Below are 22,861 nucleotides of genomic sequence, written 5' to 3'. Positions count from 1 at the left end.
GCAGTTATTCTAAAGGCCACAGCCCTCTCCTCCCTTCTATGGCTTGCCGCGCTTCCGCCGAACGCAACACGGCGGCGGTTTCTGCCACGGCGCGGCTTAAATAGCGATTGTTGGTTACTAGATAGATAGGGCGCAACATTGTCAACCCAGCGAGGCGTCGCGCAACAACTGTGTTCTGCCGCAGGGCGCCTTCCGCGGCAAAGACAGAGACAAGCGCAACCCCAATCCCCGCCTCGACGGCGTTTACCGCCGCTACGGCCGAGCCTACCTCCACCACAGCATGCAGGCGGCCGGGGATTATGCCTGCGGCGGCTAACTCGCGCTCGTAAACAATGCGACTGCCGGAACCGGCTACCCGGCCGACAAACGGCTCGCGGTAGAGCGCCTCGCCGCGCACTGTCTTTTGCAGGGCGAGTGGATTGGTGGGATGCAGGAGCAAGACAATTTCATCGGTGTAAACCGGTTCGGCGCGAAGGCTCGCACTTTTTGGCTGGGCGCCCACCAAGGCCAGGTCGAGCTCGCGCCGCTCGAGCTTTTCGAGAATGCTGGTGGTGCTGTCCACTATCAGGCGCGGGCGCACGCGCGGAAACCGCTTGATAAGCATGCTAAACAAGAGCGGACAGAGCTGCTCGCCCGGCACGGTACTCGCACCGAGCAGTACGGGACCGGCAATTTCTGTAGACATCTCGTCTATCTGCTTGCGCGTCGCGTCGAGCGACTCGACAAACAGGCCGATATTCACCGCAGCCTCTTCCCCGGCCCGCGTCAGTTCGAGGGTACGCCCCTGTCGCTCAATTAGTTTAGTGCCGAAGTAGTCTTCGAGGGCCTGTATCTGCATACTTACAGCCGGTTGCGTCAGGCCTAGCTGCCTGGCGGCGGCCGAAAAGGACCCAGCCTCAATCACGCAGAGAAACGTGCGAAAGTAGTTGACGTTCACGCGTACCCCTCCCTTGCACTTTAAGTTTCTCCACAGACAGGCCCTTTCCTGCCGTGCAAAAAAGAACAAAAAGCCCCGAGCCGCAAGGCCCGGGGTAGAGCAGGGGGATGACAGGATGCTCAATTGGCGGGAGTATGTGGGAATCGAACCCACCGCGGCCTGTTCTAGAGACCGCTGACGGATTTGAAGTCCGGAAGGCACACCAGAACCTATCTACTCCCGCTACAAGTCTACCACGCTTGGGTTGCGGCTGTCAAAAGCGGCGGGGGCAGTTTCCTGCGGCAGTAACACGCGGTCCTGCCCTATAGCCTCTCGAAAACTCGCGGAAACAGCACGCCAATCGACGACATCTACCGTGTAGGGAAGGCTTGACTCCTCGAACTGAATGCTTAGCTGTGTCGTTTCGCCATGGGTTAAGGGGCGTCCGGCATCAACGACCAAGTCCAAGTCCGAGAATGCGCGAGCCGTCCGCTTAGCACGTGAGCCAAACACCCAGACAACTGCTTTGGGGGGCAGGACGGCTCTGAGTATTTGCCAGATAATAGCCAGATCAATCGGCCGAACATCAACAGACTCTGCATTCATGCTTGGCCCTCCTGCCTTTTCGCGATTTGCGCCGCCAAATACCTCGCTTCGGTAAGGAACTTGGGGATGGACTTATATACCTCTTGTGCTTTTGCTTCGTCATACGTATGACTAGTGGTCCCCCGGTCCTTGCGAAACTGCTGCCAGTCCGCTAGCTCTCTGCTTACGAGTCCACGCTGGGCACCTAGGCGTATGAGGTCATTGAAGCTCATTTCACTGACTGCTGAAGGGTTGCTTTCTGTCATCTCCAGAAATCGGCGCAGCATTTTGACCGCAAGCTCGTAAGTAAACTCAAACGCCTGAATGGCACCAGCTCGCAAATGAAAGGCAAGGCGTTGGTCTCGGCGTGCTAGCTCAGAATCGCAGTAAGCTAGGGCTTCCACTAATTGGGCTATAGCCTTATGCAGCGAAGATAGGTCTAGTTTCATCTCATATCCTCCCTAATGCAGCCTGCGTGTTTCCCCGACACGGTAGGTGACGCGCTGTTGGTCGAAGTACTCAAGCAGCGGTAGAGCGTATTTGCGGCTGCTGTCGATGTAGGTTCGAAATGCGGCAAGGGAGAGTTCCCCCTCAGTGCCAAAATGCGCGATTAGGAGCTCGCGCGCGCGGCTCACGGCCGAGGCGTGAAAGTACATGCCTTCCGCCACCTTAACTATTTCCTGTGTATCTGCCAGGGCGTCTAGGAGCTCCTTCATGTCTTCCGGAGACAGACGCAGTTCGGGTCTTAGCTCCTCAGGCGAAGGTGGGGAGAACGGCTGCGCTAAGAGCGCGGCGATAACTGCCTCGCGGGCGCGACTCCACTTGCCCGTAAACTCCACGCGAAAGTCAGGCAGGGCCACAGATTTTGTCGTCAGGTTTAGGGGTGACTCCGCTTGTAGCTCTAGGAGTACAGCAGCAAAGACTCGACTACTAGCACCGCTTAACACCCTATGCCTGAGCTCCTCGCGCGGTATGCCCGCGCGGAGTGGGAAGCGGCGGTGGTATTCGCCGACTGCGGTTGCTACTTGGTCGGTTAAGGACTTGAGGCGAGCGCGATGAAACAGGTATTCGGCATCGTCAGCGTGTACGCTGACTACGTAGTCGTCGGTTAAGAGCTTTTCTAGCGCTTCCTCGCAGTCCGCCCGCGTAATTACGCGCAGTAACGTCTCGCGCGTGTAGAGCTTGTCGCTGTGCTCAAGCAGATACTGACTTACAATCTCCTCCGTACTGCCGCTTTCTAGTACGGCTAGCTCGGCTAGGCCACGCTCGCGAAACCGCTTGCGCTTTTTTGGGTTCGGGTCGAGAATAGTGCCGCCGCCTAAAGTGACCAGAGGTGAATACGAGCGCAAAACAAACCTGTCGCCCGCCAAAACAGCCGTCGGCGCCTCCAGGCGCAGCTGCGCGTAAGCGCTTTCGCCCGGGAGAAGCTCATCGCGGTCAAGCAACACGGCGCGGCAGAGGATTTCTGCCGTGCCGACATAGAGGCGCAAACGCGCGCGATTAGCCAGCAGCTTGTCGACATCAGGCAGGAGAGAGAGGCGGACATCGAGCATCATGCTTGGCGAAAGATACCCCTTGGCCGCTAATACGTCGCCGCGCGAAATGGCGTCGACAGTAACGGACGCGAGGTTTAGCGCCACGCGCTGTCCGGCCTGCGCTGACTCAACTTGCACTCCATGCACGCCCACACCGCGCACGCGCAGCGGCAATTCGGCCGGATAGAGCAGAACCTGGTCGCCTACCCGGGCAGTGCCGGAAAGCAAGGTGCCGGTTACTACCGTGCCAAAGCCCTGCAGTGTAAAAACGCGGTCTACGGGCAGCCGAAACGGCAGGTGGGCGTCGCGCTCGGCCAAATCCTCACCTAGGCGGTCGATGGCCGCGGTTAGTTCCGCCAGACCCTCGCCTGTATGGGCCGAAACCGCAATCACCGGTGCATCGGCCATGACCGTGCCGCGCACCTTCTCTTCGATGTCGAGCATCACTAGATCGAGCCAGTCGGGTTCTACTAAGTCGGCTTTGGTAATTACGACAATACCGCGCTTTACCTGCAAGAGCGACAAAATGTGCAGGTGTTCGGTGGTTTGCGGCATTACTCCCTCGTCGGCGGCCACGACCAAGAGCACCAAATCCATGCCCCCAACGCCGGCTAGCATGTTCTTGATGAAGCGCTCATGCCCGGGGACATCGACAATGCCCGCCCGCCTGCCACTGGGCAAATCAAAGTAGGCGAAGCCGAGGTCAATGGTGATGCCGCGCTCCTTCTCTTCCTTGAGGCGGTCGCAGTCGATGCCGGTTAGGGCCTTAATTAACGTTGTCTTGCCGTGGTCAATGTGGCCGGCGGTGCCTACAATAAGATGCTTCATGCCTGCCGGTCCCTGCAAGCGCTGTGTGCTGCGGCTAAAGCGGACAATATGTCGTCCGCCTCGCCGGCTAGAATTGTGCGCATGTCCAGCCATACTTCATCCTGCACCAAGCGCGCGATGACCGGGACGGCGGCGTTGCGCAAACTCTCTTCGAGCTGTGTGGCGCTCAGTTTGTCCGAGGTGATAGCCACCGCCACGCTTGGTATCTCCTGTGTGGGCATGGCGCCTCCGCCCATCTGCCCGACTGAGGCTACAGCTTTCGCGCGCAGGCAATCCATGCCGTTGATGGCCGCCACGAGGGATTCTGCCGCAGTTTGCAGCTCTGCTGTGCTGCGTCTGTACATGCCGAGGAGCGGCACTTGGTCTTCTGTTTCGCTGTAGCGGTAGAGGCGCAACGTCGCCTCCAAGGCCGCTAGCGTGAGCTTATCTATGCGCAGCGCACGCGCGAGCGGATGCCGCTTGATAACTTCGATATGCGCGCGCCGGCCTACAATAACCCCCGCCTGCGGTCCACCCATCAGCTTGTCGCCGCTAAAGGTGACGAGGTCTAGCCCTTGCGCCACCGCGTCTTTGACTGTCGGCTCGGCAAAGTCGGGCACCAGAACCCCGCTGCCAAGGTCCCAGATAGCGAGGAGTCCGTGCGCGCGCGCTAAGGCCACTAGGTCCGACGCCTCTACTGCCGCAGTAAACCCGACGATGCGGTAGTTGCTGGTATGTACCTTAAGCAGTGCCGCAGTCTCGGACGAAATTGCCCGCTCGTAGTCGCAGAGATGCGTTTTGTTAGTAGAGCCCACTTCTTTAAGCCGGGCGCCGCCCTGCTCGATAATTTCCGGAATCCGAAAGGAGCCGCCTACCTCTACAAGTTCGCCCCGCGACACTACGACTTCGCGCTTAGCGGTTAATGCCGACAACACTAGGAGCACGGCGGCGGCGTTATTGTTGACGACGTAGGCGTCTTCGGCGCCGGTCAGTTCCGTAAGGAGATCGCGCACGTGGTCTTGGCGCGAGCCGCGCTCCTTTTGTTCTAGGTTGTACTCAAGTGTCGAATACCCGCGCGCGGCCTCAACAATTGCCTGGATAGCGCTAGGGGCTAAGGGAGCGCGTCCAAGGTTAGTGTGAAGCAGGACGCCTGTGCCGTTAACTACCCGCCGCAGGCTTTGGCGCGCGTGCTTAAGAATCCGCTTTGGCAACGCGTCTTTGAGATTATCTATAGCGAGCGCAATGTCGCTAGCCTTAGTCTTACCTGCGGCAATAGTTTGGCGCAAATGCTGCAGCTCCTCCCGCAGTGCCTGTTGCACAGCCGAACGGCCAAACTGCGCGCTGAGCGCGGCAAAGGTCGGCGTGCGCAGCACTTCGTCAACCTGCGGCAGCAGACGATACAGCTCGTCACCCATGGTTAGGTACTCCGCTCAGGTACTTTTCCACGCTATTAGCGGCTAAGGCCCCGTCCCCTACTGCTGTCGCTACCTGACGCAGGCCTTTGGGGCGCACGTCGCCGGCCACAAATACGCCCGGAACCGCAGTCGAAAGGTCGTGTTCGTTAGCCAGCAAATACCCGCTTTGGTCTTTAGGCAGGCTATCGCGCACGAACTCGGCGTTTGGCACTAGCCCGATGTAGACAAACACCCCGTCGGCAGCGATTGTCTCTGTGGCGTTCGACTTGACGTTGCGCACCATAACACTCGTCACCGCTCGCTCGCCGTAGATGGCTTCGACCACGGTATCGTACATTACTTGGATTTTGGGGTTACCTAGCGCACGCTCGACAATAATCGGGGTAGCGCGCAAGCGGTCGCGGCGGTGGACAATCGTCACCTGCGCGGCGAAACGCGTTAGGAACGATGCTTCCTCCACGGCTGAATCCGCGCCGCCTACCACCACCACGCGCTTGCCGGTGTACAGCGCGCCGTCACAGGTCGCGCAATAAGAGACACCCGCGCCGATAAATTTCTCTTCCCCCGGTACACCGAGGCGGCGCGGAGATGCGCCTGCGGCTACGATAACCGCTCGCGCTTCATATGTCCCTCCGAGGCCGCGCACAACTTTGACGGGCCCGCTAAGCTCTAGGCTTTGCGCTTCGTCATAGACAATCTCGGCATTAAAGCGCTCGGCTTGCTCTAGCATGCGTAGCGAAAGGTCTACCCCGTTCAGGCCTTCTGGAAAGCCGGGGTAGTTTTCTACGTGCGCGGTAGTCGCCATTTGGCCGCCCGGGGCTAAGCGTTCGAGCAAAAGCGTACGCAGCCTAGCGCGCGCCGTGTAGAGTGCGGCGGTGAGGCCGGCCGGTCCGCCGCCGATAACAAGCACATCATATACCTCAGGCAGAATAATTCCCCCTACTCATTTAGTAGTCTGAAACAAAAAGAACCGTCCCTTTTGTTCTGGTTTCTGTTTCTAGAACAAAAAGAACCGTCCCTTTTGTTTTGACGTCCCCTTTTGTTTCTTTCCTAGGCCTCGGCTTCGTAGCCTGCGGACGAAATAGCGCCGCGCATGGCCGCTAAAGACACGAGCCCCGGGTCGTAAGAGACGGTCACTTTGCGGTTAGCTAAATCTACCGCGACGGTTCGTACACCAGGTAACGCCGATAACGCTCGACTCACGGCCGCTTTGCAGTGGCCTCACGTCATCCCGGTTACGGTAAAGATTACTTCCTGCATGCTAAGACCTCCCTATTTCATGAATCTTTCCAGCGCGTCTAAAAACTCGTCAATGGCTGCGTCAGACTGACCGGACTGCACGGCGGCGGTGAGACAACCGCGTGCGTGTGCGTCTAGCACCTCGACGCCTACCTGTGCTAGGGCCGCGCGAATGGCGGCTAACTGCGTCAAAACATCGATGCAATAGCGGTCTTCCTCCACCATGCGCGCTAGGCCCCGCACCTGACCTTCGATGCGGCGCAAACGGCGCAGAACCGCGTCGCGATTAGCTTTCATGCTTGTCCCGGCAAGCGTGGCAGAAGCCAAAGAAGCGCAAGCTGTGGTCAACTATTTTGAAGTTCTTACTGGCTGAAATGCGCTCCTCTAGTTCTTCCAGCAAGTCTTCGTTAAACTCAATTATGTCGCCGCAGCCTAGGCAAAGCAGGTGGTGGTGGTAATGCTTTTCGCGCTCCCCGGCGAGCTCGTACTTTCTGCCGCCCTCGCCAAAGTCTAAACGCGAGAGGATGCCTAGCCCCGCAAATAGGTCTAAGGTGCGGTATACGGTGGCCAGCCCAATTTCGGGGTTCTTGTCGCGCGTCATCTGGTATATGTCTTCCGCGGTCAAATGTGTATCTTTATGGTCAAGCAAAATCTTAAGAATCGCTTCGCGCTGCGGAGTCAGCCTAAACTCGCGTTCCTTTAGGATGTCGCGGACTTCCTCCACCACAGAGTGTTCGAGCAATACGGCACACCTCAACTTTTGTTTGATGTACTTAGAATGACACTCTCGTTTAGCGCTGTCAAGTCGCGCGTCACTCTTCGCCGCTGACGGCCGCGGCATGGAACTTGCTCGCCTTAGCGCGCGACAGCAGCTGCCTATACAGGTAACCGAGGTGTTCCGCACATGTCGAAAGGTCGACCGGTTTCTCTAGTTTGGCTACCGCCCCGGAAGCTACGCCGCGCAAAGAGTCGTCAAGCAGGAAGCCTAGCAGAATAACCGGCCTACCCGTCCTTGCCCAAGCCAAAACGGCTTCGCTGTCGACGGCGCGCGTCTCTGTGTCTATAATCAGCACAGCCGGGCAGAGACTCGTCGCCTCAGCTAAGGTGTCGCAAATGCGCACCGTAAAGCCATGGCGCCTAAAGATAGTGGGACTGACCACCCTAAGCACCGGGTCGTCCGTAACGAGTGCCGTCGGCGGTAAGGACGAGAAATCCGGACGCTCAGCCGGGGGCGCCTCCTGCCCCTCTCCCGTGCCGCGCAGGTCCTTAATATAGATGCTGTGCGGAATCTGCTTGCCGGCGCGCTTAAGCTCTGCGGCAATCTCGCCAATCTCCCAGTGCGACTCAATCGCCCGACGCTCGTTCGTAACTACGGCCAGGCTGATGGTGGCGACGGTGTGGCGGACTGCCTGCCCTTGTCGATTGACGCCGGCAATATAGCCGCGCGCGCGGTCGAGGGGATGATAGAGAAAAGGCACTTGGGCCGTAAACAAACGAATAATGTGTTGGCAGACCGCATCTGCTTTGTCGGGCGTGGTACAGACGACAAAGTCGTCTCCGCCTACGTGCCCCACAAAATCGTAGGGGTGGCCAAACCTACGCACGGCGTCAAGGAGAATCGCCGCCAGCAGTTTTATCCCTTCATCGCCCTGCAGAAATCCGTAGGCGTCATTGACGGATTTAAAGTTGTCGATGTCGGCGTAGATTACCGCGAAAGGCTTCTTGGCTGCCACGAGTCGCTTAAACTCGGCTTCAATAGTGACATTGCCGGGAAGCCCGGTCAAGGGGTTAAGGGAGCGCTCCTGACAGGACCGCCTAAGCTGCGACTTTATCCTGGCCATTAACTCACACAAGTCGAAGGGTTTATGTAAGAAATCGTCGGCGCCGGCGTCGAGTGCTGCCACGACGTCTTCCGTCGTGCTGCCGGAGGCGAGAATCATAATCGGCACATGGGAAACAAGCGTGTTGCGTCGCACCTCGCGCACAACCTCTAAGCGCGAGGTTGCCGGCAGCAACCCGTTAAGGATAATGAGGTCGGGGCGCTCGCGCATGGCGAGGCGGAGCGCACTTGGTCCATCCTGGGCGTTAATTAGCTCAAAGCCCGCCGCCTCGCAACTAGCCCGCAGAGCATCAAGTGTCAGCGGGTCGTCGTCCACCAGAAGAATGCGCTTAGCGATGCGTGTTCACTCCTGACTAGGAAAAATCAAGCCGAAGGCATTACTTGTTCTTCTTCTGCTTGAATACGCTAATTCCTGCTATTTTAGATGTAAAATCTATGGACGCGCGCACTCGCTCAAGTACCTAGGGCAGCCTGAAAAACGCGGCGGGCCTCGTGCACGTCGCTAGTCCCGTTAACTAGGGCACGTCCGTCGGAGAAAACAATCACCTCGCGTTCCAGAAACTCAACGCGCAAGCTATACTTCGTCTCTTTAACCTCTAGCCCTTTCGCCGCCAACACGCGGGAGAGTGCGGGCAAATCTACTTCGTCCGTGCCGGAGTAAAGAAGCACGCTGTTGCGCCCGCAGATGACGCTAGTCTGGGCGGCGGAGTCGTCCGCCAGAAACAGGCGCTGGCCGCCTTGGCAAGCCGGACAGGCTGCGTCACGCTTTAGTGAGAATGTGTGGAAACCACCTTGCCACACATCAAACTCGAGCACGTTCCCCCGCACAAGCTCCGGCGCCACAATCAGCTTAATCGCTTCCGTCACCTGCAGCGAGCCTACAATGGCGGTGACCGAGGCCAACACGCCCGTAAGTTCACAGCTGTCGCCTGCTCCTAAGGCCGGAAGCTCGCTAAAAAGACAGCGAAAGCATGCGCCGCCGGGGCGAAACGTGGCCGTCATGCCGCGACTGCCGAGCGCCCCGCCGTAGGCCCACGGTAACCCTAACTCCAGGCAAGCGTCGTTAATGGTAAAACGCGTGGCGTAGTTGTCCGTGGCGTCAATGACGGCCGTGCTCCCGGCGAGCAACTTTTTGGCTTTACTGCCGCTAAAGTCGGCTACGACGCCTAAGACCTCGACTGAGCTGTTAATCGCCTTAAGATGCGCCGTCAAGGCTACGGCCTTAGGCAGTCGCAGGGCGGCATCGCGCTCGGTGTAGAGCAGCTGCCGCTGCAGGTTCGAGAGCTCGACGACATCTCGGTCGATGACCTGCACACAACCCACTCCGGCGCGCACCAAAAGCTCGGCTGACACGGTGCCGAGGGCTCCGCAGCCGACTACCGTAACTTTTGCCGCGGCGAGCTTCGCTTGGCCTTCTGGCCCAACGAAGGGCAGTACGATTTGGCGTGCGTAGCGTTCCATGGAACACCTCCTATGCTCTGGCTATGGCGCAAAGGCGCGAAATATCTTATGATAGCGGCGGATAGTTTGCGGACGTGCCAAGGCACGTCCCTACACACAACGGAGAGGTAACGGATCATCGACTAGGAGGCACATTATGGAAGATATACAGAGGCGTCTCCCGCCGCAGGTTACGGAAACAGATGTAGAGCGGCTGCGTCAAGGCTATTATACCGACGCTTACTTTTCCAACACAACTGCCATTTTAGCCGAGCTCGCGCGCGCAGGCTACGACTATAACGGCGTAGCTGTCGGGGATATCGAGGTGGAAATGCAGTTTTTCCCTCGCCGTCAACCTTTTGCCGTGCTCGTGGGAGTAGATGAGGCAGTACATATCCTGCGGGAATGCACAGGTTTTTGGGACTTAGATAGAGGCTTTGTCAACATGTTTCGCGAGCTCGAGGTCGAGGCAGCGCACGATGGGGCCTTAGTGCCTTACGGGGGCGATTCCAAAGATGTCACACCCGTCCTCAAAGTGCGCGGCAAGTATCGCTACTACGGCCAGCTGGAAACGCCTATCTTAGGCCTACTCACCGAAGGCTCGCGCATCGCGACTAATGTCTACAACACTCTTGCGGCCGCACGCGGCAAGGATATTTTGTTCTTCCCTGCCCGCTTTGCCCACTATAAAGTGCAGCCGTTGCACGGGTATGCCTATAAAACGGCGGTGGACGCCTATAACCGGCACCACCGCACAGAAGCGCGCGTCTTCGTCTCGACCCATGCCCAAGGCGCGTATTTTGGCGGCAGGGGCGGCGGCACCATTAGCCACGCCAGTATCGCCTGTTTCCTTGGCGACACGGTCGAAACCATGCTGCAGTTTTGCCGCATTATGCCTCCCGACGTGCCGCGCATCGCCCTGATTGACTTTCACAATGACTGCGTAGGCGAGGCCCGCAAAGTCCTGTCAGCCATGTTCCCGCTATATTTAGAGGCGGTACTCGGCGGCGACGAACAGAGAGCAGAGATGTATCGCCTCTTTGGCGTGCGTCCGGACACCGCCGGCAACATGCGCGACGTCTCCGTTCCGGAAACGGGCGACAGAGAGGCAGACCTCGGGGTTAACCCGCGGCTGGTTAGAAACATTCGCCAGGGACTCGACACGGCGCATGAGAGCTGGGACATCCCGGCAGAACACAGGCACTTAGCCGAAAGCTACTGCCGCGGCGTAAAAATCGTGGTGACAGGCGGCTTTGACGTGGCCCGCATCCGTCGCTTTGAAGCGGAAGGTGTGCCGGTCGATATGTACGGCGTGGGGTCGTCGCTCCTTGAGAACTCCCGTGGCAACACCACCGACTTTACCGCGGACATTGTGCGCGTCAAAGTGGGCGGCGTCTGGCAGCCGTTAGGCAAACAAGGGCGACAGCCAAACGATAACCCTCTCCTTGAGGCAATTACATAGTAGCCGAAACCCGCTTAGTCTTCTCCGGGTAAGCAATTATGCTCCGCACCCCTAAGCCAAGGAGGCCGCCTACGGCGCACAGCACGCCGGCACCGGCAATCAGCCAGACCGGCCCGACGGAGTCGACCAGCGGGCCTGCCATTGCTTGCCCCATCGGTCGCAGCGCCCCGCTCACGGCATCACGCGCGGTAAAAGCCCTGCCTCTTAGTTCCTCGGGCACTTCACGTTGCCAGATAGTGCGTGAGGCGACATTCGCCACCACCAAAACAAAACCGACAGCAGCGCCGCCGAGCAGAAGATGCGGCGCTGTATTTGCGCGCGCGATAACCACCGTAAAGAGACCTAAGGCGATAAGCGAAAGAATCATTACTTTGCCGGTAGCCGCAAGCAGCGCGGGCTTAGCCGAGAGGAGCAGGGAAGCAACAAGCACACCGCCTGATTGGAAGCTCCCAAACAAACCGAGAAGCTGTGGGCCGCCCCGCAGCACGCCCGTCACCAAGAGCGGCATAGAGACGCTAATTGGCGCAAGGCAAAGGTTAATTAGCGCGGCGTATAAAAGCATGGGAAACAGCAGGCTGTGTCCCAAGATAAACTTTGCGCCTTCCTTTAAGTCGCGACCGAAAGAGCGCTGCTTTACAACGCGAAGCTGCACCGGCAAGCGAATTAAGAGCAGTGAAAGAGCGGCAATGAAAAAGGAGATGGAGTTGGCAAGAATTGCGACTCCTACACCGGCGAAGGCAATTACCACGCCGCTAAGCGCCGGCGCAAGTAATCCGATGACGCTGTTTGCTGTCTGCATAAGGGAGTTTGCCCTTACTAGCTGGCTCTTCCCCACGACCGTCGGGATAGTCGCCTCGTAGGCCGGGCCATCGAGTGAAGACGCTGCCCCAAGAATGGCGGCGGCGCCAATAATGAGTGGTAACGAGAAGTGACCGCGCCAGAACAGAATTGTCATGCCTAGCGTTATAACCCCAAGCAAAGTGTCGGCAAAAAGCATCATGCGGCGCTTGTCTACTCTGTCGACGTACACGCCGACGATTGGCGCTAGCACCAAGCGCGGCACGGATGTGGCCAGCGCCACAAACGACACCGCGACGCCGCTCCCCGTTTCGCTCACTACCCACCACATTAGCGCGAGGCTAAACAGCGCATCGCCTAGCATGGAGACTATCTGCCCGCCCCAAAGGATAAGAAAAGTCCTGTTCTTTAGCACCGGCACATCGTTTGTCGCGCTCACTCAAATAGTCCCCCTACCTCGTGTTCTCTAATAAACCGCTCTACCACGTGTGGGTCAAATTGCCAACCTGCGCAGCGCTTAAGCTCGGCTAGAGCCTCGGCCGGCGCAAGCGGGTCGCGGTAAGGCCTGCCTGCGGTCATAACTTCATAGGCGTCGGCCACAGCTAGAATGCGGCATTCCAGCGGAATCTCTGTCTCCTTTAACCCCAGTGGATAGCCGCTGCCGTCGTAGTGTTCGTGGTGCGCGAGAATCAGGTCGGCTACCGGGGCCACTTCGGGGAAGGTATAGGCAATGCGCAGGCCCCGCTCAGGGTGCTGCTTAATCAACCCATACTCCTCTTCGGTGAGGCGCGCGCGGCTACTCATGATGGCCGGACTCACGCCGACTAAGCCTAGGTCATGCACATCGGCAAATAGCGCTAGCGCTTCTAGCTGCTTCGCAGAGAAGTCGAAGCTCTTACCTAAGCGCAGGCAGGTTTCCCTAAGGCGCATAGTGTGGCCCACGGCTCCAAAGTCGCGCTCCGCAAGTACTCGCAGCAGAGCGTTAAGAATGTTGCGGTGCGCCAGAGAGCGTTCCGCTAGTTTGTCGCGGTACATGAGGTGGTCGGCAAGTTTGTAGACATCGTCGAGCATAATGCTCGGGCTGTTAGCGGTGGCCACACCGATGCTTAGGCTCATGGGCAGCACGCAGTCTTCGGAGCTAAAACTCGCGCCCGCCGCGCGAACACGCGCAAGCACACCCGCGGCTGCTTCCTCCCCCGTCCGCGGCAAGATAACGGCAAACTCGTCGCCGCCCACGCGCGCCAAGATGTCTGACTTACGCAGCACGCTCTTAAGAACATCTGCGCAGGCCTTAAGGAAATCGTCACCCTCGCGATGCCCGAGCACGTCGTTTATTAGCTTAAGGCCGTTAGCGTCAGCCACAATTATGGAAATAGGGTATTCGCGGCTGCCTTGGAGGCGCTCAAGCTCCGTAGAAAAGAAGGCGCGGTTATAGATATCGGTAAGCTGGTCGTGCAGGCTCAGGTAACGCAGCTGCTTCTCTGCCAAGAGCCGCTCGCGCACATCTCTCACCACCGCAAACACGGCCTCTTGCCCGCGCCACTTGCCGCGCGTAGAGCGGGTTTCGACGTCAATTAATGTGCCGTCTTTAGCCACTAAAGGTATGGAGCGGGTCGTAGGTCTACCTAAAAGCACTTCCTGCACGTTCTCTTCCGTCTCCTGTAGCAGGTCGGCGGGGTGAAGCTCGACGACGGCCCTCCCCAAAAGCTCGGGCGCGCTAAAGCCTAAGGTGGCTTCAACAGCGCTATTCACATGCAGAATCCGCCCCGTCGCGTCGAAAATAAACAGCATGTCCCCCATGGTAGTAACAAGTCGCACTAAGTCGTCGTAGTTCTCCCACGTTTGCTTTTCGGCCTGTAGTTGCTCGGTAATGTCGGTGTATATACAGGCGAACTGCAGCGGCCGCGGCTGGTAAGCTTGTACTTCATAGTATCTTCCGTCATGCTCCCGTGTAAAGCGCCGCACGACACCTCTAAGTGCTACGTCGACGTAATCATCAAACTCCTTAGGCCAGTCGGCCTCATGAACCCCCGCTAGCTCACGCCACGTTTTCCCGATTATCTGCTCGCGCGTAAACGCCAGTATCTTTTCGTAGGCGGGGTTGACCTCAAGAAAGCGATAGTCCCACGGCTTACCGTCAGCGTCAAGGATAAGCTCGCGCACGGCCACACCTTCGCGCATGCTGGCGTAGAGGAGCTGAAAGTGCTGCAGCCTGTCAAACGTGTCCTTGACGACCTGCTCGATGTGGAGGACGGCACTACCTCTTGTTCGCTCCCCAAGCGGCGTAGCAGTGGCGATAGAACTGCGTGAGATAAAATCCGTGAGGCGGTGAATAGGTAGGAGTACGTAATGGTGTAGGGAAGAGAGCACCACCACCATAAACGCGCCATACAGCGCGACAAGAAGCATTCCCTGCGGCCAGAGCGGCACATCGCTCGCGAGCAACAGAGCAAGGGCTACCGCTGTGTAGCCAATAAAAAACACCGTGGTAATCCGGCGCAAAGACACAACTTCCCCTCCACCGCTCTCTCTGCGTCTAGTAGTTCGCCCACTTCTAACTGAATTCCTGCATTCTTAGCTAAATTGACGACACTTCTCGTAAAACATAGCCAAAATGTCCGGGTGCTGCCGCAAAAACTCCACCCATTGCTTAATCAAAACAAGCGTATAGGCGCTGACGTGGTGTTCGATTAACTCGGTTTCAACGAAGCGCGACTCTTCCACACCAAGTAAGCGCAGGAAGGCGTCTACGGTGTTGTGCCGGTCGAGCAGAAACTCGCCCGCAGTGCGCCCTGCCTCGGTAAGCGTAATTAAGCCATAGGGGCTGTACTTAATAAAGCCTAGCGCCGCAAGCTTCTTGACGGTGCGCGTAACGGAAGGGGCGGCAACACTAAGTTGCTCCGCCAGCCCTTTGCTGCGCACGTAGGTTTCGGCTTGGCACTGCCTATAGATCATTTCTAGGTAGTCTTCTTGGCTAGGAGTCAGCACGGCTTGCCCCTCTTGCCTGAGCAAATGATACCCCCGATAAGTGTGAAACTGCTGCCCCTTCTGCGTAATGCCGCCTCCCTCCCCTATCTGCACCACTTTACCCGCGGCTTCATATGTTAGCCCAAGGCAACTCTGCTACCCCGAGGGTAGCTTGCCTACCTCTAGCCTATGAGAGTAGGTCGAGGCAAAGAACAAGGAGGGTGACCATGGGAGCAGAACTTATGTCACTGGCAAAACTAAGTGTGGGTCAGCGCGCGAAGGTGGTGTCTCTGGGCGCAAAAGACAGGCTGCGGCAAAGAATGCTTGACTTCGGTCTCACGCAGGCCACACAAGTAGAGGCTCTGCACGAGAGCCCCGCACACGACCCCAAAGCCTACTGCATTCGCGGGGCCGTCATTGCCCTAAGGTCGGAAGATGCCAATACAGTCATCGTCGAGCTTGACTGCCGGTGAGGGCAAAATGGGACTGACCGACGCCTTCATCGTGGCACTGGCCGGCAACCCTAACACGGGCAAGAGCACTATCTTTAACAGCTTAACCGGGCTAAAACAGCACACCGGCAACTGGCCCGGAAAAACCGTAGTATCTGCGGAAGGCCGCTACAGCTACAAACAGGCCAACCACTTAGTAGTTGACCTGCCCGGCTCATATTCCCTCTATGCCGACTCCGCAGAGGAAGAAATTGCGCGCAACTTTATCCTGCAGGCCTCGCCCGACTGCACGGTTGTCGTGGTGGACGCTACCTGCTTAGAGCGCAACCTTTACTTGGCTTTGCAGGTGCTCGCGCTTACCCGCCGCGCCGTAGTCTGCGTTAACTTAATCGACGAGGCCAAGCGCAAAGGCATTGTTGTCGAGGTAAAGGAGCTAGAGCGGCAGCTCGGCGTGCCGGTTATCGGCACTGCGGCGCGCTCCGGCGTCGGCCTAGAAAAGCTAAAGGACGCCGTACTTAGCGTAGCGCAGCAAGAACTAGAGACCAATCCCCTACAGGTGCGCTACGACGAGCGCCTCGAACACGCCCTTGCTCTTACGGGGGATTTGCCGCGCTTTAGCGCGCTCGACCTCTTGTGCAGGGAGCCGAGCGCTGACGGCGAAGCGTCTCCTGTCGCTTTGGCGAGGTCGTATCTTTGGGAAAAGGGAATCGGCCCCGCGGACTGCCGCAATCTCGTCGCCGAAGGTACGGTAAAGTGCGCCGAAGCAATTGCTGCCGCAGTAGTGACAGAGCACAGGACGGCACCGCACGCCACAGACCGCAAGCTAGACCGCATTTTAACAAGCAGGCTCTTCGGTCTACCTATTATGTTGACCCTGCTTGGCGCCGTATTTTGGCTTACTATCGCGGGTGCTAACGTGCCGGGGGAGTTAATCGCTACGGGCCTCTTTTGGGTCGAAACCCAATTCTCTCTCTGGATGACCGCGCTCGGAGCACCGGCTTGGCTCTACGGACTCCTGGTGACAGGCGTTTACCGCACGCTAGCCTGGGTAGTCTCGGTCATGCTCCCGCCCATGGCCATTTTCTTCCCTCTCTTTACCCTGCTCGAGGACTTAGGGTATCTGCCGCGCGTGGCGTTTAACCTCGACGCCCTGTTCAAGAAGGCAGGTGCCCACGGCAAGCAAGCGTTGACCATGTGCATGGGGTTTGGCTGCAATGCCGCGGGCGTTATCTCGGCGCGAATTATTGAATCGCCGCGCGAGCGGCTGATTGCGACTATAACGAACAACTTTGTCCCCTGCAACGGTCGCTTCCCCATCTTAATTGCGGTTTCGGCCATGTTTTTGGCCGCAGACAACGGGGCCTTTGCCAGTGTTACTGCCGCACTAGCCGTGCTACTTAGCGTCGTACTCGGGGTAGGTATTACGCTCGCGGTCTCCAAACTGCTGTCTGTCACCGTCCTAAAGGGCCTGCCGTCCTCGTTTACGCTCGAACTCCCTCCCTATCGCCTGCCGCAAATAGGGAAGGTAATTGTGCGCTCCCTCTTAGACAGAACTCTGTTTGTGTTGGCGCGCGCCGTAATGGTAGCCGCTCCGGCGGGCGTAGTGATTTGGGCGATGGCGAATATTACTGTCGGCGACGCTTCACTGCTTAATCTCACCGCCGGCGCGCTCGACCCCCTGGGGCGCCTGATGGGGCTCGATGGGTTTATCCTGATGGCCTTTATCTTGGGGCTACCCGCGAACGAGATAGTGATCCCGATTCTGATTATGAGTTACCTGCGCGCGACAACCATGCTTGAGCTTGACAGCCTAGACGCGCTGCGGCAGCTCTTCGTAGCTAACGGCTGGACTTGGCTCACCGCCGTGTGCACCATGCTCTTTGCCCTAAATCACTTTCCCTGCGGCACCACGCTCCTAACCATCCGCAAGGAGACGTTAAGCTCCAAATGGACGTGGTTGTCCTTCCTTGTGCCGACCGTGACCGGGATAGTTGTGTGCGTGATAGTGGCGCAGGGAGCGAGGATGCTGGGGATAGTGTGAAGGCGAGGGCGCCAGCCGCCGGCCGCCAGCCGCCAGCCGCCAGCCTTGAGCTGTGAGCTGTGAGCCGCGGAGCAATCGTGAATCATGAACTGCAGGGGCAGGGAGAGGGCTGTTAGTGGCTCTACTGGGCACTAGGCACTGGGCACTAGGCACTGAGCACTAGGCACTTTCTACGCCAACTCCAGCGCTATCTCCACCATCTGTTCAAACGACGTTTGGCGCTCCGCGGCCGTAGTGGCTTCGTGCGTGACGAGCGAGTCCGACACAGTGAGAATACACAAAGCTTCGACGCCGGCCCGCGCTGCATTCATGTACAGCGCGGCCGCTTCCATTTCCACTGCTAGCACGCCCATTTTGGCCCATTGCTTCCACGCGTCAGGGTTGTCATCGTAGAAAACGTCGGAGGAAAGGATGTTCCCGACTCTGACATTGATGCCTTTACGCTCGGCCACTTCGACTACCTGTCTTAGCAGGCGCCACGAAGCGCTAGGAGCATACGTTCCCGGCAAGTTGTATTGGCGCGCGTAGTCAGAGTTAGTGGAAGCCGAAAGGCCAATGACCACGTCGCGAATCTTTACGTCGGCTTGAAATGAACCGCATGAGCCGACGCGGATAAGCTTCTTGGCACCGTAGAAGTGAATGAGTTCGTAGGAGTAAATCCCAATTGAAGGGATACCCATGCCCGAACCCATAACTGAAACGGGCTTCCCTTGATAAGTGCCGGTGTAGCCAAACATGTTGCGCACGGCGTTAAACTGCACGGCTCCCGTAAGAAACCGTTCCGCGATATGCTTGGCACGCAGCGGATCACCCGGCAAGAGGACTGTCTCGGCAATGGCTTCGCGCGTGGCGGCTCCGATGTGTGGCGTTGGCTTCATGACCAAATCACTCCCGATCTACTATTTGACTGTGGACACTAAGTTGACTACGAACACTAAGCGGGCTATGATGAAGCTAAGACCTGTGAAAAGAGATGAAAAAAGATGATGCATACATGAGGAAAATTGTGGCTTCTATTACTGGTGCAGGTCTTCTGGTAGCATCGGTGATTTGGTTTAGCGGCGGGGCACCTCTGTGGCCAGAGCCGGCCAAACCACAGCCGCAGGAGCCTGTCGTAGCGGACAAGCCTGCGCCTCACCCGTTGTCGTTCGAAATGACCACCCGCCTTGACGAGGAAGGGCGCCAAGTCGTCACAAACCCCGACCATATCCTAGTATTAGTTAACAAAACAAGAAACTTGCCTGCCGACTTTGTGCCAGAGGACTTGGTTGCGCCACAAGTACCCTTTCCATTTACGGCACACGAACCGCGCAGGTTTATGCAGAGAGAGGCAGCATTAGCGCTAGAACAACTGTTTGCCGCCGCACAAGCCGAGGGACTTCGCCCCTATGCGCTCTCAGGCTTTCGCGCTTTTGAAAGGCAGTACGCTATTTTTGCCGCTCAGGTGCAACGTGTAGGTGAAGTCGAAGCGAACCGCACTGTCGCGCGCGCCGGGCAAAGCGAGCATCAGACGGGTCTGGCCATGGATATTACCAGCCGCGAAGTTGGGTTTTCGCTTACGGTAGATTTCGGTGCCACTGCCGAAGGCAAGTGGCTTGCAGCTAACTCCCACCGCTTTGGCTTTATTGTCAGGTACCCGGAAGGCAAAGAACATATTACCGGCTACAGCTACGAGCCTTGGCATATCCGCTATGTAGGTGTGGAAGTGGCGGAATATCTCTTTACGCATAACATCACGTTAGAGGAGTACTTTCAGCAAAAGTTCGGGTATTGATAGTAGAGGCTGAAAAAAAGCGAGGGGGCAGAACGCCCCCTCGCTCTTTATCTAGGCATTGCCTACAGCCAGCGCGTCTTTGGGACAGACAGACACGCACAACCCGCAGCCCTTGCACCGGGCAGGATTGACAGCGACCTTCTTCTTGTCCTTGATAAACGAAAAGACGTTAGGATCCGGACACGCAAAGATGCAGAGCTTGCACCCGATGCACTTAGGTTCGTCGACTTTAGCGGTTACGTACACAGCATCTAACCTCCTTAGAACGTGACTTCCTTAATGGTCGGCCCAGCTGCCCGCATGACAGCCATGTTTTGTTCGAGCAACTGGCTAATCTTATCGTACTTGCTCTTTAAGGCATCGTCAAGCGCCGCGGTGGTAGCTGAAGCGACGAATTTGCCGCCGCCGCCAAAACGTTCGGCTAAGGCATCGGTAATTCCCTTCCATGACACGATGCCGGTAACTTCCATTAGGCCGCCTAGCATGGCCATGTTGGTAGCGAGGTCTGTCCCCCCGACTTCAAGCGCTAGCTTGGTGGCCGGGAAGTAGTACATTTTGGCGTCTAGGCGCTTTAAGGCCTCGCACTCGTCGGCCGACAGCTCGGGAGCGGTCTCGCCATTGACAAGCATTAGGCCGCCAGGCTGTAACCCGGCAAAGAAAGGCATGGTGTAGCACTTGCCGAGTGAGATAACGTGGGGGTGGAAAATCATAATCACGTTTGGGAAGAGGATTTCTCCCCGTTCAAAGATGCGGCTAGAGCTGATGCGCACGTAGCTCTCGGCGGGTGCCAAACGCTTTTCCGCGCCAAAGAAGGGGTTTACCGTGCTGACTAAGCCGTCGCGCGTGGCTGCGGCGCCGAGAATATGCGCAGCCGTTACAACGCCTTGTCCGCCAAGGCCCGACATACGAATGCTAGTCTTCTTAGTCACGCTTGCCACCTCCCTCAACTGCGGTCAAGTAGGCTTGCGCCTCCGGGGTAATGAACTCGCGCAGCGGATAGGTAAGGTCTTTTTCTTTTTGTTTAGCGCGAGACAAAGTCTCCTGCGGCTTAAACTTGTAGTTCGTGGGACAGGGGACAAAGACCTGCACATAAGTCGGCCCAACTTCCCTCGCCACGAGGATAGCGCGGCGCACAGCCTTTTCGAGCTTGCGTGGTTGTACGGGCGTCACGGAGGCGACATAGGCGCAGCCTGACTCGCGGGCAATTTCGGGCAGGGCAATCTTTTTGAACTTCTTGCCCGTGGGGGCCATGTTCAGCACGCAACCTTCGGGCGACATGCCGCTCTCTTGGCCGCCGGTATTGGCATAGGCTTCGTTGTCAAGCATGATCGTGGCGAGCTTTTCGCCGCGGAACCACGAGTGCATGACCATATCTAGGCCGATGTCGGCTGTCGCGCCGTCGCCGGCAACTACCAAGACATCTTTGTGCTTATCCGGGAAGCGTAGCTTGAGCGCGCGCTTAAGGCCCGAGGCTACGGCATTTTGGTTACCGAACAGCGAGTGAATGTTCTGCAGCGCAATTTGCGGGAAAGCGAGCGAACTGCAGCCGGTTGAGCCGACTACAACTGTATCTTCCGGTGTCGGCAAAGAAGCTATAATCAAGCGAACAGCCAGTGCCAAACCGCAACCGGCGCACAGAGGATGCTCCTCAATTAACTCCTTGAAGCTGCCTAAGTCGGCTACCCCATAGCCCTTGCCAAAGGGGCCCGACTCCACCAGCTCCACATACTCTGCCGGCATGACATCGGCAAAGGCTGTGGTCATCTTAAGCATACGCTTACTCACGTGCATACCTCCTGATTTCGGCCAGAATGAGGTCCGGAGGCATAGTCATGCCGCCGAAGACCCGGGGGCCTGCCACGATGCGATCCGGGTTCTGCACCACATTGCGGATCTCACGGCTGAGCCAGCCGACGCGGTTAAACTCCGGCACAATTACGGCCTTAGCCTTAGCTGTTAGGGCTCTAATCTCGTCCCCGGGGAATGGCCGTACGCTCTTAACCTTAATAAGCCCGACTTCGATACCTTCCTCGCGCGCTGCGGCCATGGCCTCGCGGCTTTGACATACGGCCGTGCCGCCGGCTACCAGCAAGATGTCGGCGTCCGGGTTCTCGACCTCAATTAAGCCACCGAGATACTTATGGATGAAGGGGCGGGCGCGCTCTGCGGCCGCTAGCACTTCCTGCTGCCAAGAGGCATGGGCGGCGTAGCTCACGTAGTTGCTCTTCATTACGAAGGGGTCGCGCATTTGTCTAAAGGGGACATTTTCCATGTCCATGACCGGTACGGGTGCGCTGTAGGGCAGGTACGGGGGCAGCTTAATGTCGACTGGGGCCACGCGCACTTTGTCGCGGGTGTGAGTAACAAAGAAGCCGTCCGCAAATACGCCGACAGGAATATGCACTTCGGTCTGCTCGGCGATAATAAACGCCTTGAGAATCATGTCGTAGAGGTCTTGCGCATCTTCGGCGTGCAGCATAATCATGCCGGTATCCAAGAGATGGGCCATTTCGATGGTGTCGGGCTGGATAGTGAGAGGAGAGTTAATGCCGCGGGTAAAGAACGCGCAGACAATGGGGAGCCGTGCGCCGACCCACGTCGGGAACATCTCTAGCGCGCGCATCGTGCCCGGGCCGCCGGTGGCGGTAAACACGCGCACGCCGCCCATGGCCGCACCGGCGACAGAGGACATAACCGCGAACTCGTTTTCGCCGCGGTAGTACTCTTTTACGTACCCTTCGGCAAAGATGTCGCCGACAAGGTGCATGCTCTCCGATTGCGGCGTAATGGGGTAGGAAATTGCCATGTCCACATTGGCACGCTTGATGGCCTCGCGCACGGCTTCGCTGCCGGTAATAAACTGCTCTTCGCGGGGCGCCTCCCCAAACATGAACTCAGGAGAAACTACTCTTTGTTCCGGCATCAGCTAAGCCTCCTTCGCTCGGCTACCATAGCGGTTAGAGCCTCGATTTGGGGAATACCGGCATTGCGCAGGGTGATGTTGGCATCCTCGTGCCCTGCCTCGCCGCAGATAGCGATGGTGTAGCAGTCTGTGCCGCCGCGGATAATCTTTAGCGCCACGTTAGCGTAATGGCAATGTACGCCGGCAAACACACAGACATCTATTTTGTTGTGCCAGATAGTGAGGTTAGGATGGTTTGGGTTAATTTCGATGGCTGGGTTAATCATGGGGTACTTAGGACGGTAGTCAGGCATTGGAATTACGCGTGCGCCAGCGGTGTCGGCTAGTTTACGCAGGGCAGCGGCTTTCTCCGCTACGCCTTCTTTCCACTCCCACAAGAGGTTTGGCCCAGGGAAAAAGAACGGCCGTTTAGCGCTCAGGAGCTTGTCCACGATGGCTGAAAGCGCTTCCTGTTCGGGAACGTGACGCCCCTCAATCAGCGCGCCTCCAACTTCCGGCAGCGTAATGCCCACACAGGCCGCCGCCGGCGGCAGATACCCTTCCGGGCCTGCCAATACACGATACTTCGTCAAAATCATCCCCCCGTTGAATTACATTAGAGACATACGTCTTGTATCATTTCGTCACAAACACAAAAAGTCCTGCTGTTTTTTTGTATTCAGTATTA

At 57.7% G+C, this 22,861-nt stretch carries 24 protein-coding genes and 1 tRNA gene; 4 read left to right on the top strand and 21 right to left on the bottom strand.

Translation table 11 applies throughout. From position 1 onward, the window contains the following. Positions 1–4 precede the first annotated feature (4 nt). From KGZ66_06345 to KGZ66_06290, 12 genes are all read right to left on the bottom strand, one after another. On the bottom strand, positions 5–937 hold the full coding sequence (locus KGZ66_06345; GenBank protein ID MBS3985204.1) for a LysR family transcriptional regulator: 933 nt from the start codon (positions 935–937) through the stop codon (positions 5–7). Positions 938–1,061: 124 nt separating this feature from the next. After that, positions 1,062–1,158: transfer RNA gene (locus KGZ66_06340), tRNA-Sec, on the bottom strand. Between the two features lies 1 nt (position 1,159). Continuing rightward, on the bottom strand, positions 1,160–1,522 hold the full coding sequence (locus tag KGZ66_06335) for a nucleotidyltransferase domain-containing protein (protein MBS3985203.1): 363 nt from the start codon (positions 1,520–1,522) through the stop codon (positions 1,160–1,162). Beyond that, a complete protein-coding gene (locus KGZ66_06330; protein ID MBS3985202.1) occupies positions 1,519–1,950 on the bottom strand; it encodes a nucleotidyltransferase substrate binding protein in 432 nt (143 codons plus the stop codon). Before KGZ66_06330 ends, KGZ66_06335 begins: the two co-directional genes overlap by 4 nt. 12 nt (positions 1,951–1,962) lie before the next feature. Continuing rightward, positions 1,963–3,864: a selenocysteine-specific translation elongation factor gene (selB, locus tag KGZ66_06325; GenBank protein ID MBS3985201.1), complete on the bottom strand. Its 1,902-nt coding sequence runs from the start codon at positions 3,862–3,864 to the stop codon at positions 1,963–1,965. After that, the gene (gene selA / locus KGZ66_06320; protein ID MBS3985200.1) at positions 3,861–5,258 is read right to left on the bottom strand and encodes an L-seryl-tRNA(Sec) selenium transferase; all 1,398 of its coding nucleotides are present in this window, start codon (positions 5,256–5,258) and stop codon (positions 3,861–3,863) included. The genes selB and selA overlap by 4 nt, the downstream gene beginning before the upstream one ends. Further along, positions 5,251–6,192 carry a thioredoxin-disulfide reductase gene (gene trxB / locus KGZ66_06315; GenBank protein MBS3985199.1) on the bottom strand — a complete coding sequence of 314 codons (942 nt, stop codon included), beginning with the start codon at positions 6,190–6,192 and terminating at the stop codon, positions 5,251–5,253. The genes selA and trxB overlap by 8 nt, the downstream gene beginning before the upstream one ends. 116 nt (positions 6,193–6,308) lie before the next feature. After that, a complete protein-coding gene (locus KGZ66_06310) occupies positions 6,309–6,461 on the bottom strand; it encodes a heavy-metal-associated domain-containing protein (protein MBS3985198.1) in 153 nt (50 codons plus the stop codon). 69 nt (positions 6,462–6,530) lie between these two features. Beyond that, the gene (locus KGZ66_06305) at positions 6,531–6,794 is read right to left on the bottom strand and encodes a metal-sensitive transcriptional regulator (protein ID MBS3985197.1); all 264 of its coding nucleotides are present in this window, start codon (positions 6,792–6,794) and stop codon (positions 6,531–6,533) included. After that, on the bottom strand, positions 6,784–7,338 hold the full coding sequence (locus tag KGZ66_06300) for a transcriptional repressor (GenBank protein ID MBS3985196.1): 555 nt from the start codon (positions 7,336–7,338) through the stop codon (positions 6,784–6,786). Before KGZ66_06300 ends, KGZ66_06305 begins: the two co-directional genes overlap by 11 nt. Beyond that, complete coding sequence (locus tag KGZ66_06295) at positions 7,310–8,653, bottom strand: response regulator (protein ID MBS3985195.1); 1,344 nt, start codon at positions 8,651–8,653, stop codon at positions 7,310–7,312. Before KGZ66_06295 ends, KGZ66_06300 begins: the two co-directional genes overlap by 29 nt. A 137-nt stretch (positions 8,654–8,790) precedes the next feature. Continuing rightward, on the bottom strand, positions 8,791–9,798 hold the full coding sequence (locus KGZ66_06290) for a ThiF family adenylyltransferase (GenBank protein MBS3985194.1): 1,008 nt from the start codon (positions 9,796–9,798) through the stop codon (positions 8,791–8,793). 136 nt (positions 9,799–9,934) lie between these two features. Here KGZ66_06290 and KGZ66_06285 point away from each other — a divergent pair, with 136 nt between their 5' ends. After that, positions 9,935–11,239, top strand: coding sequence for a nicotinate phosphoribosyltransferase (locus KGZ66_06285; protein MBS3985193.1), 1,305 nt, complete (start codon positions 9,935–9,937; stop codon positions 11,237–11,239). Here KGZ66_06285 and KGZ66_06280 read toward each other — a convergent pair. The 3 genes from KGZ66_06280 to KGZ66_06270 form a co-directional block, all read right to left on the bottom strand. Continuing rightward, entirely contained in the window at positions 11,232–12,476 is a 1,245-nt protein-coding gene (locus tag KGZ66_06280) for an MFS transporter (protein ID MBS3985192.1), read from the bottom strand. The genes KGZ66_06285 and KGZ66_06280 overlap by 8 nt on opposite strands. Then, positions 12,473–14,545, bottom strand: coding sequence for a diguanylate cyclase (locus tag KGZ66_06275; GenBank protein ID MBS3985191.1), 2,073 nt, complete (start codon positions 14,543–14,545; stop codon positions 12,473–12,475). Before KGZ66_06275 ends, KGZ66_06280 begins: the two co-directional genes overlap by 4 nt. A 66-nt stretch (positions 14,546–14,611) precedes the next feature. Further along, positions 14,612–15,121, bottom strand: a complete 510-nt coding sequence (locus KGZ66_06270; protein MBS3985190.1) for a MarR family transcriptional regulator — start codon at positions 15,119–15,121, stop codon at positions 14,612–14,614. 110 nt (positions 15,122–15,231) lie between these two features. Here KGZ66_06270 and KGZ66_06265 point away from each other — a divergent pair, with 110 nt between their 5' ends. Both KGZ66_06265 and feoB read left to right on the top strand, forming a co-directional pair. Further along, positions 15,232–15,477, top strand: a complete 246-nt coding sequence (locus KGZ66_06265; GenBank protein ID MBS3985189.1) for a FeoA domain-containing protein — start codon at positions 15,232–15,234, stop codon at positions 15,475–15,477. A gap of 7 nt (positions 15,478–15,484) precedes the next feature. Then, the gene (gene feoB, locus KGZ66_06260; GenBank protein MBS3985188.1) at positions 15,485–17,497 is read left to right on the top strand and encodes a ferrous iron transport protein B; all 2,013 of its coding nucleotides are present in this window, start codon (positions 15,485–15,487) and stop codon (positions 17,495–17,497) included. A 170-nt stretch (positions 17,498–17,667) separates the two neighbouring features. On the opposite strand, the gene deoD is transcribed toward feoB, so the two are convergent. Further along, positions 17,668–18,375 carry a purine-nucleoside phosphorylase gene (gene deoD / locus KGZ66_06255; GenBank protein MBS3985187.1) on the bottom strand — a complete coding sequence of 236 codons (708 nt, stop codon included), beginning with the start codon at positions 18,373–18,375 and terminating at the stop codon, positions 17,668–17,670. Between the two features lie 128 nt (positions 18,376–18,503). Here deoD and KGZ66_06250 point away from each other — a divergent pair, with 128 nt between their 5' ends. Beyond that, positions 18,504–19,271 (top strand): M15 family metallopeptidase, encoded by a 768-nt coding sequence (locus tag KGZ66_06250; GenBank protein MBS3985186.1) that lies wholly within the window; start codon positions 18,504–18,506, stop codon positions 19,269–19,271. Positions 19,272–19,322: 51 nt separating this feature from the next. On the opposite strand, the gene KGZ66_06245 is transcribed toward KGZ66_06250, so the two are convergent. The 5 genes from KGZ66_06245 to KGZ66_06225 are packed head-to-tail and all read right to left on the bottom strand — an operon-like array spanning position 19,323 to position 22,766. Beyond that, on the bottom strand, positions 19,323–19,517 hold the full coding sequence (locus KGZ66_06245; GenBank protein ID MBS3985185.1) for a 4Fe-4S binding protein: 195 nt from the start codon (positions 19,515–19,517) through the stop codon (positions 19,323–19,325). Positions 19,518–19,531: 14 nt separating this feature from the next. Further along, complete coding sequence (locus tag KGZ66_06240) at positions 19,532–20,200, bottom strand: 2-oxoacid:acceptor oxidoreductase family protein (GenBank protein ID MBS3985184.1); 669 nt, start codon at positions 20,198–20,200, stop codon at positions 19,532–19,534. After that, a complete protein-coding gene (locus tag KGZ66_06235; GenBank protein MBS3985183.1) occupies positions 20,193–21,056 on the bottom strand; it encodes a hypothetical protein in 864 nt (287 codons plus the stop codon). Before KGZ66_06235 ends, KGZ66_06240 begins: the two co-directional genes overlap by 8 nt. Next, complete coding sequence (locus KGZ66_06230) at positions 21,049–22,194, bottom strand: hypothetical protein (protein MBS3985182.1); 1,146 nt, start codon at positions 22,192–22,194, stop codon at positions 21,049–21,051. The genes KGZ66_06235 and KGZ66_06230 overlap by 8 nt, the downstream gene beginning before the upstream one ends. Beyond that, positions 22,194–22,766 (bottom strand): hypothetical protein, encoded by a 573-nt coding sequence (locus KGZ66_06225; protein MBS3985181.1) that lies wholly within the window; start codon positions 22,764–22,766, stop codon positions 22,194–22,196. Before KGZ66_06225 ends, KGZ66_06230 begins: the two co-directional genes overlap by 1 nt. Between the last annotated feature and the right edge of the window lie 95 nt (positions 22,767–22,861).

Source organism: Selenomonadales bacterium (assembly GCA_018335585.1).
GTDB lineage: Bacteria > Bacillota > UBA994 > UBA994 > UBA994 > UBA994.
This window is presented reverse-complemented; position numbering and strand designations above follow the sequence as displayed.

Bases quoted from the DNA above. Each gene is read 5' to 3' on its own strand.
- KGZ66_06335 (MBS3985203.1), bottom strand. From the start codon at position 1,522: ATGAATGCAGAGTCTGTTGATGTTCGGCCGATTGATCTGGCTATTATC.
- KGZ66_06330 (MBS3985202.1), bottom strand. From the start codon at position 1,950: ATGAAACTAGACCTATCTTCGCTGCATAAGGCTATAGCCCAATTAGTG.
- selB (MBS3985201.1), bottom strand. From the start codon at position 3,864: ATGAAGCATCTTATTGTAGGCACCGCCGGCCACATTGACCACGGCAAG.
- selA (MBS3985200.1), bottom strand. From the start codon at position 5,258: ATGGGTGACGAGCTGTATCGTCTGCTGCCGCAGGTTGACGAAGTGCTG.
- KGZ66_06305 (MBS3985197.1), bottom strand. From the start codon at position 6,794: ATGAAAGCTAATCGCGACGCGGTTCTGCGCCGTTTGCGCCGCATCGAA.
- KGZ66_06300 (MBS3985196.1), bottom strand. From the start codon at position 7,338: ATGCCGCGGCCGTCAGCGGCGAAGAGTGACGCGCGACTTGACAGCGCT.
- KGZ66_06290 (MBS3985194.1), bottom strand. From the start codon at position 9,798: ATGGAACGCTACGCACGCCAAATCGTACTGCCCTTCGTTGGGCCAGAA.
- KGZ66_06285 (MBS3985193.1), top strand. From the start codon at position 9,935: ATGGAAGATATACAGAGGCGTCTCCCGCCGCAGGTTACGGAAACAGAT.
- KGZ66_06265 (MBS3985189.1), top strand. From the start codon at position 15,232: ATGGGAGCAGAACTTATGTCACTGGCAAAACTAAGTGTGGGTCAGCGC.
- feoB (MBS3985188.1), top strand. From the start codon at position 15,485: ATGGGACTGACCGACGCCTTCATCGTGGCACTGGCCGGCAACCCTAAC.
- deoD (MBS3985187.1), bottom strand. From the start codon at position 18,375: ATGAAGCCAACGCCACACATCGGAGCCGCCACGCGCGAAGCCATTGCC.
- KGZ66_06230 (MBS3985182.1), bottom strand. From the start codon at position 22,194: ATGCCGGAACAAAGAGTAGTTTCTCCTGAGTTCATGTTTGGGGAGGCG.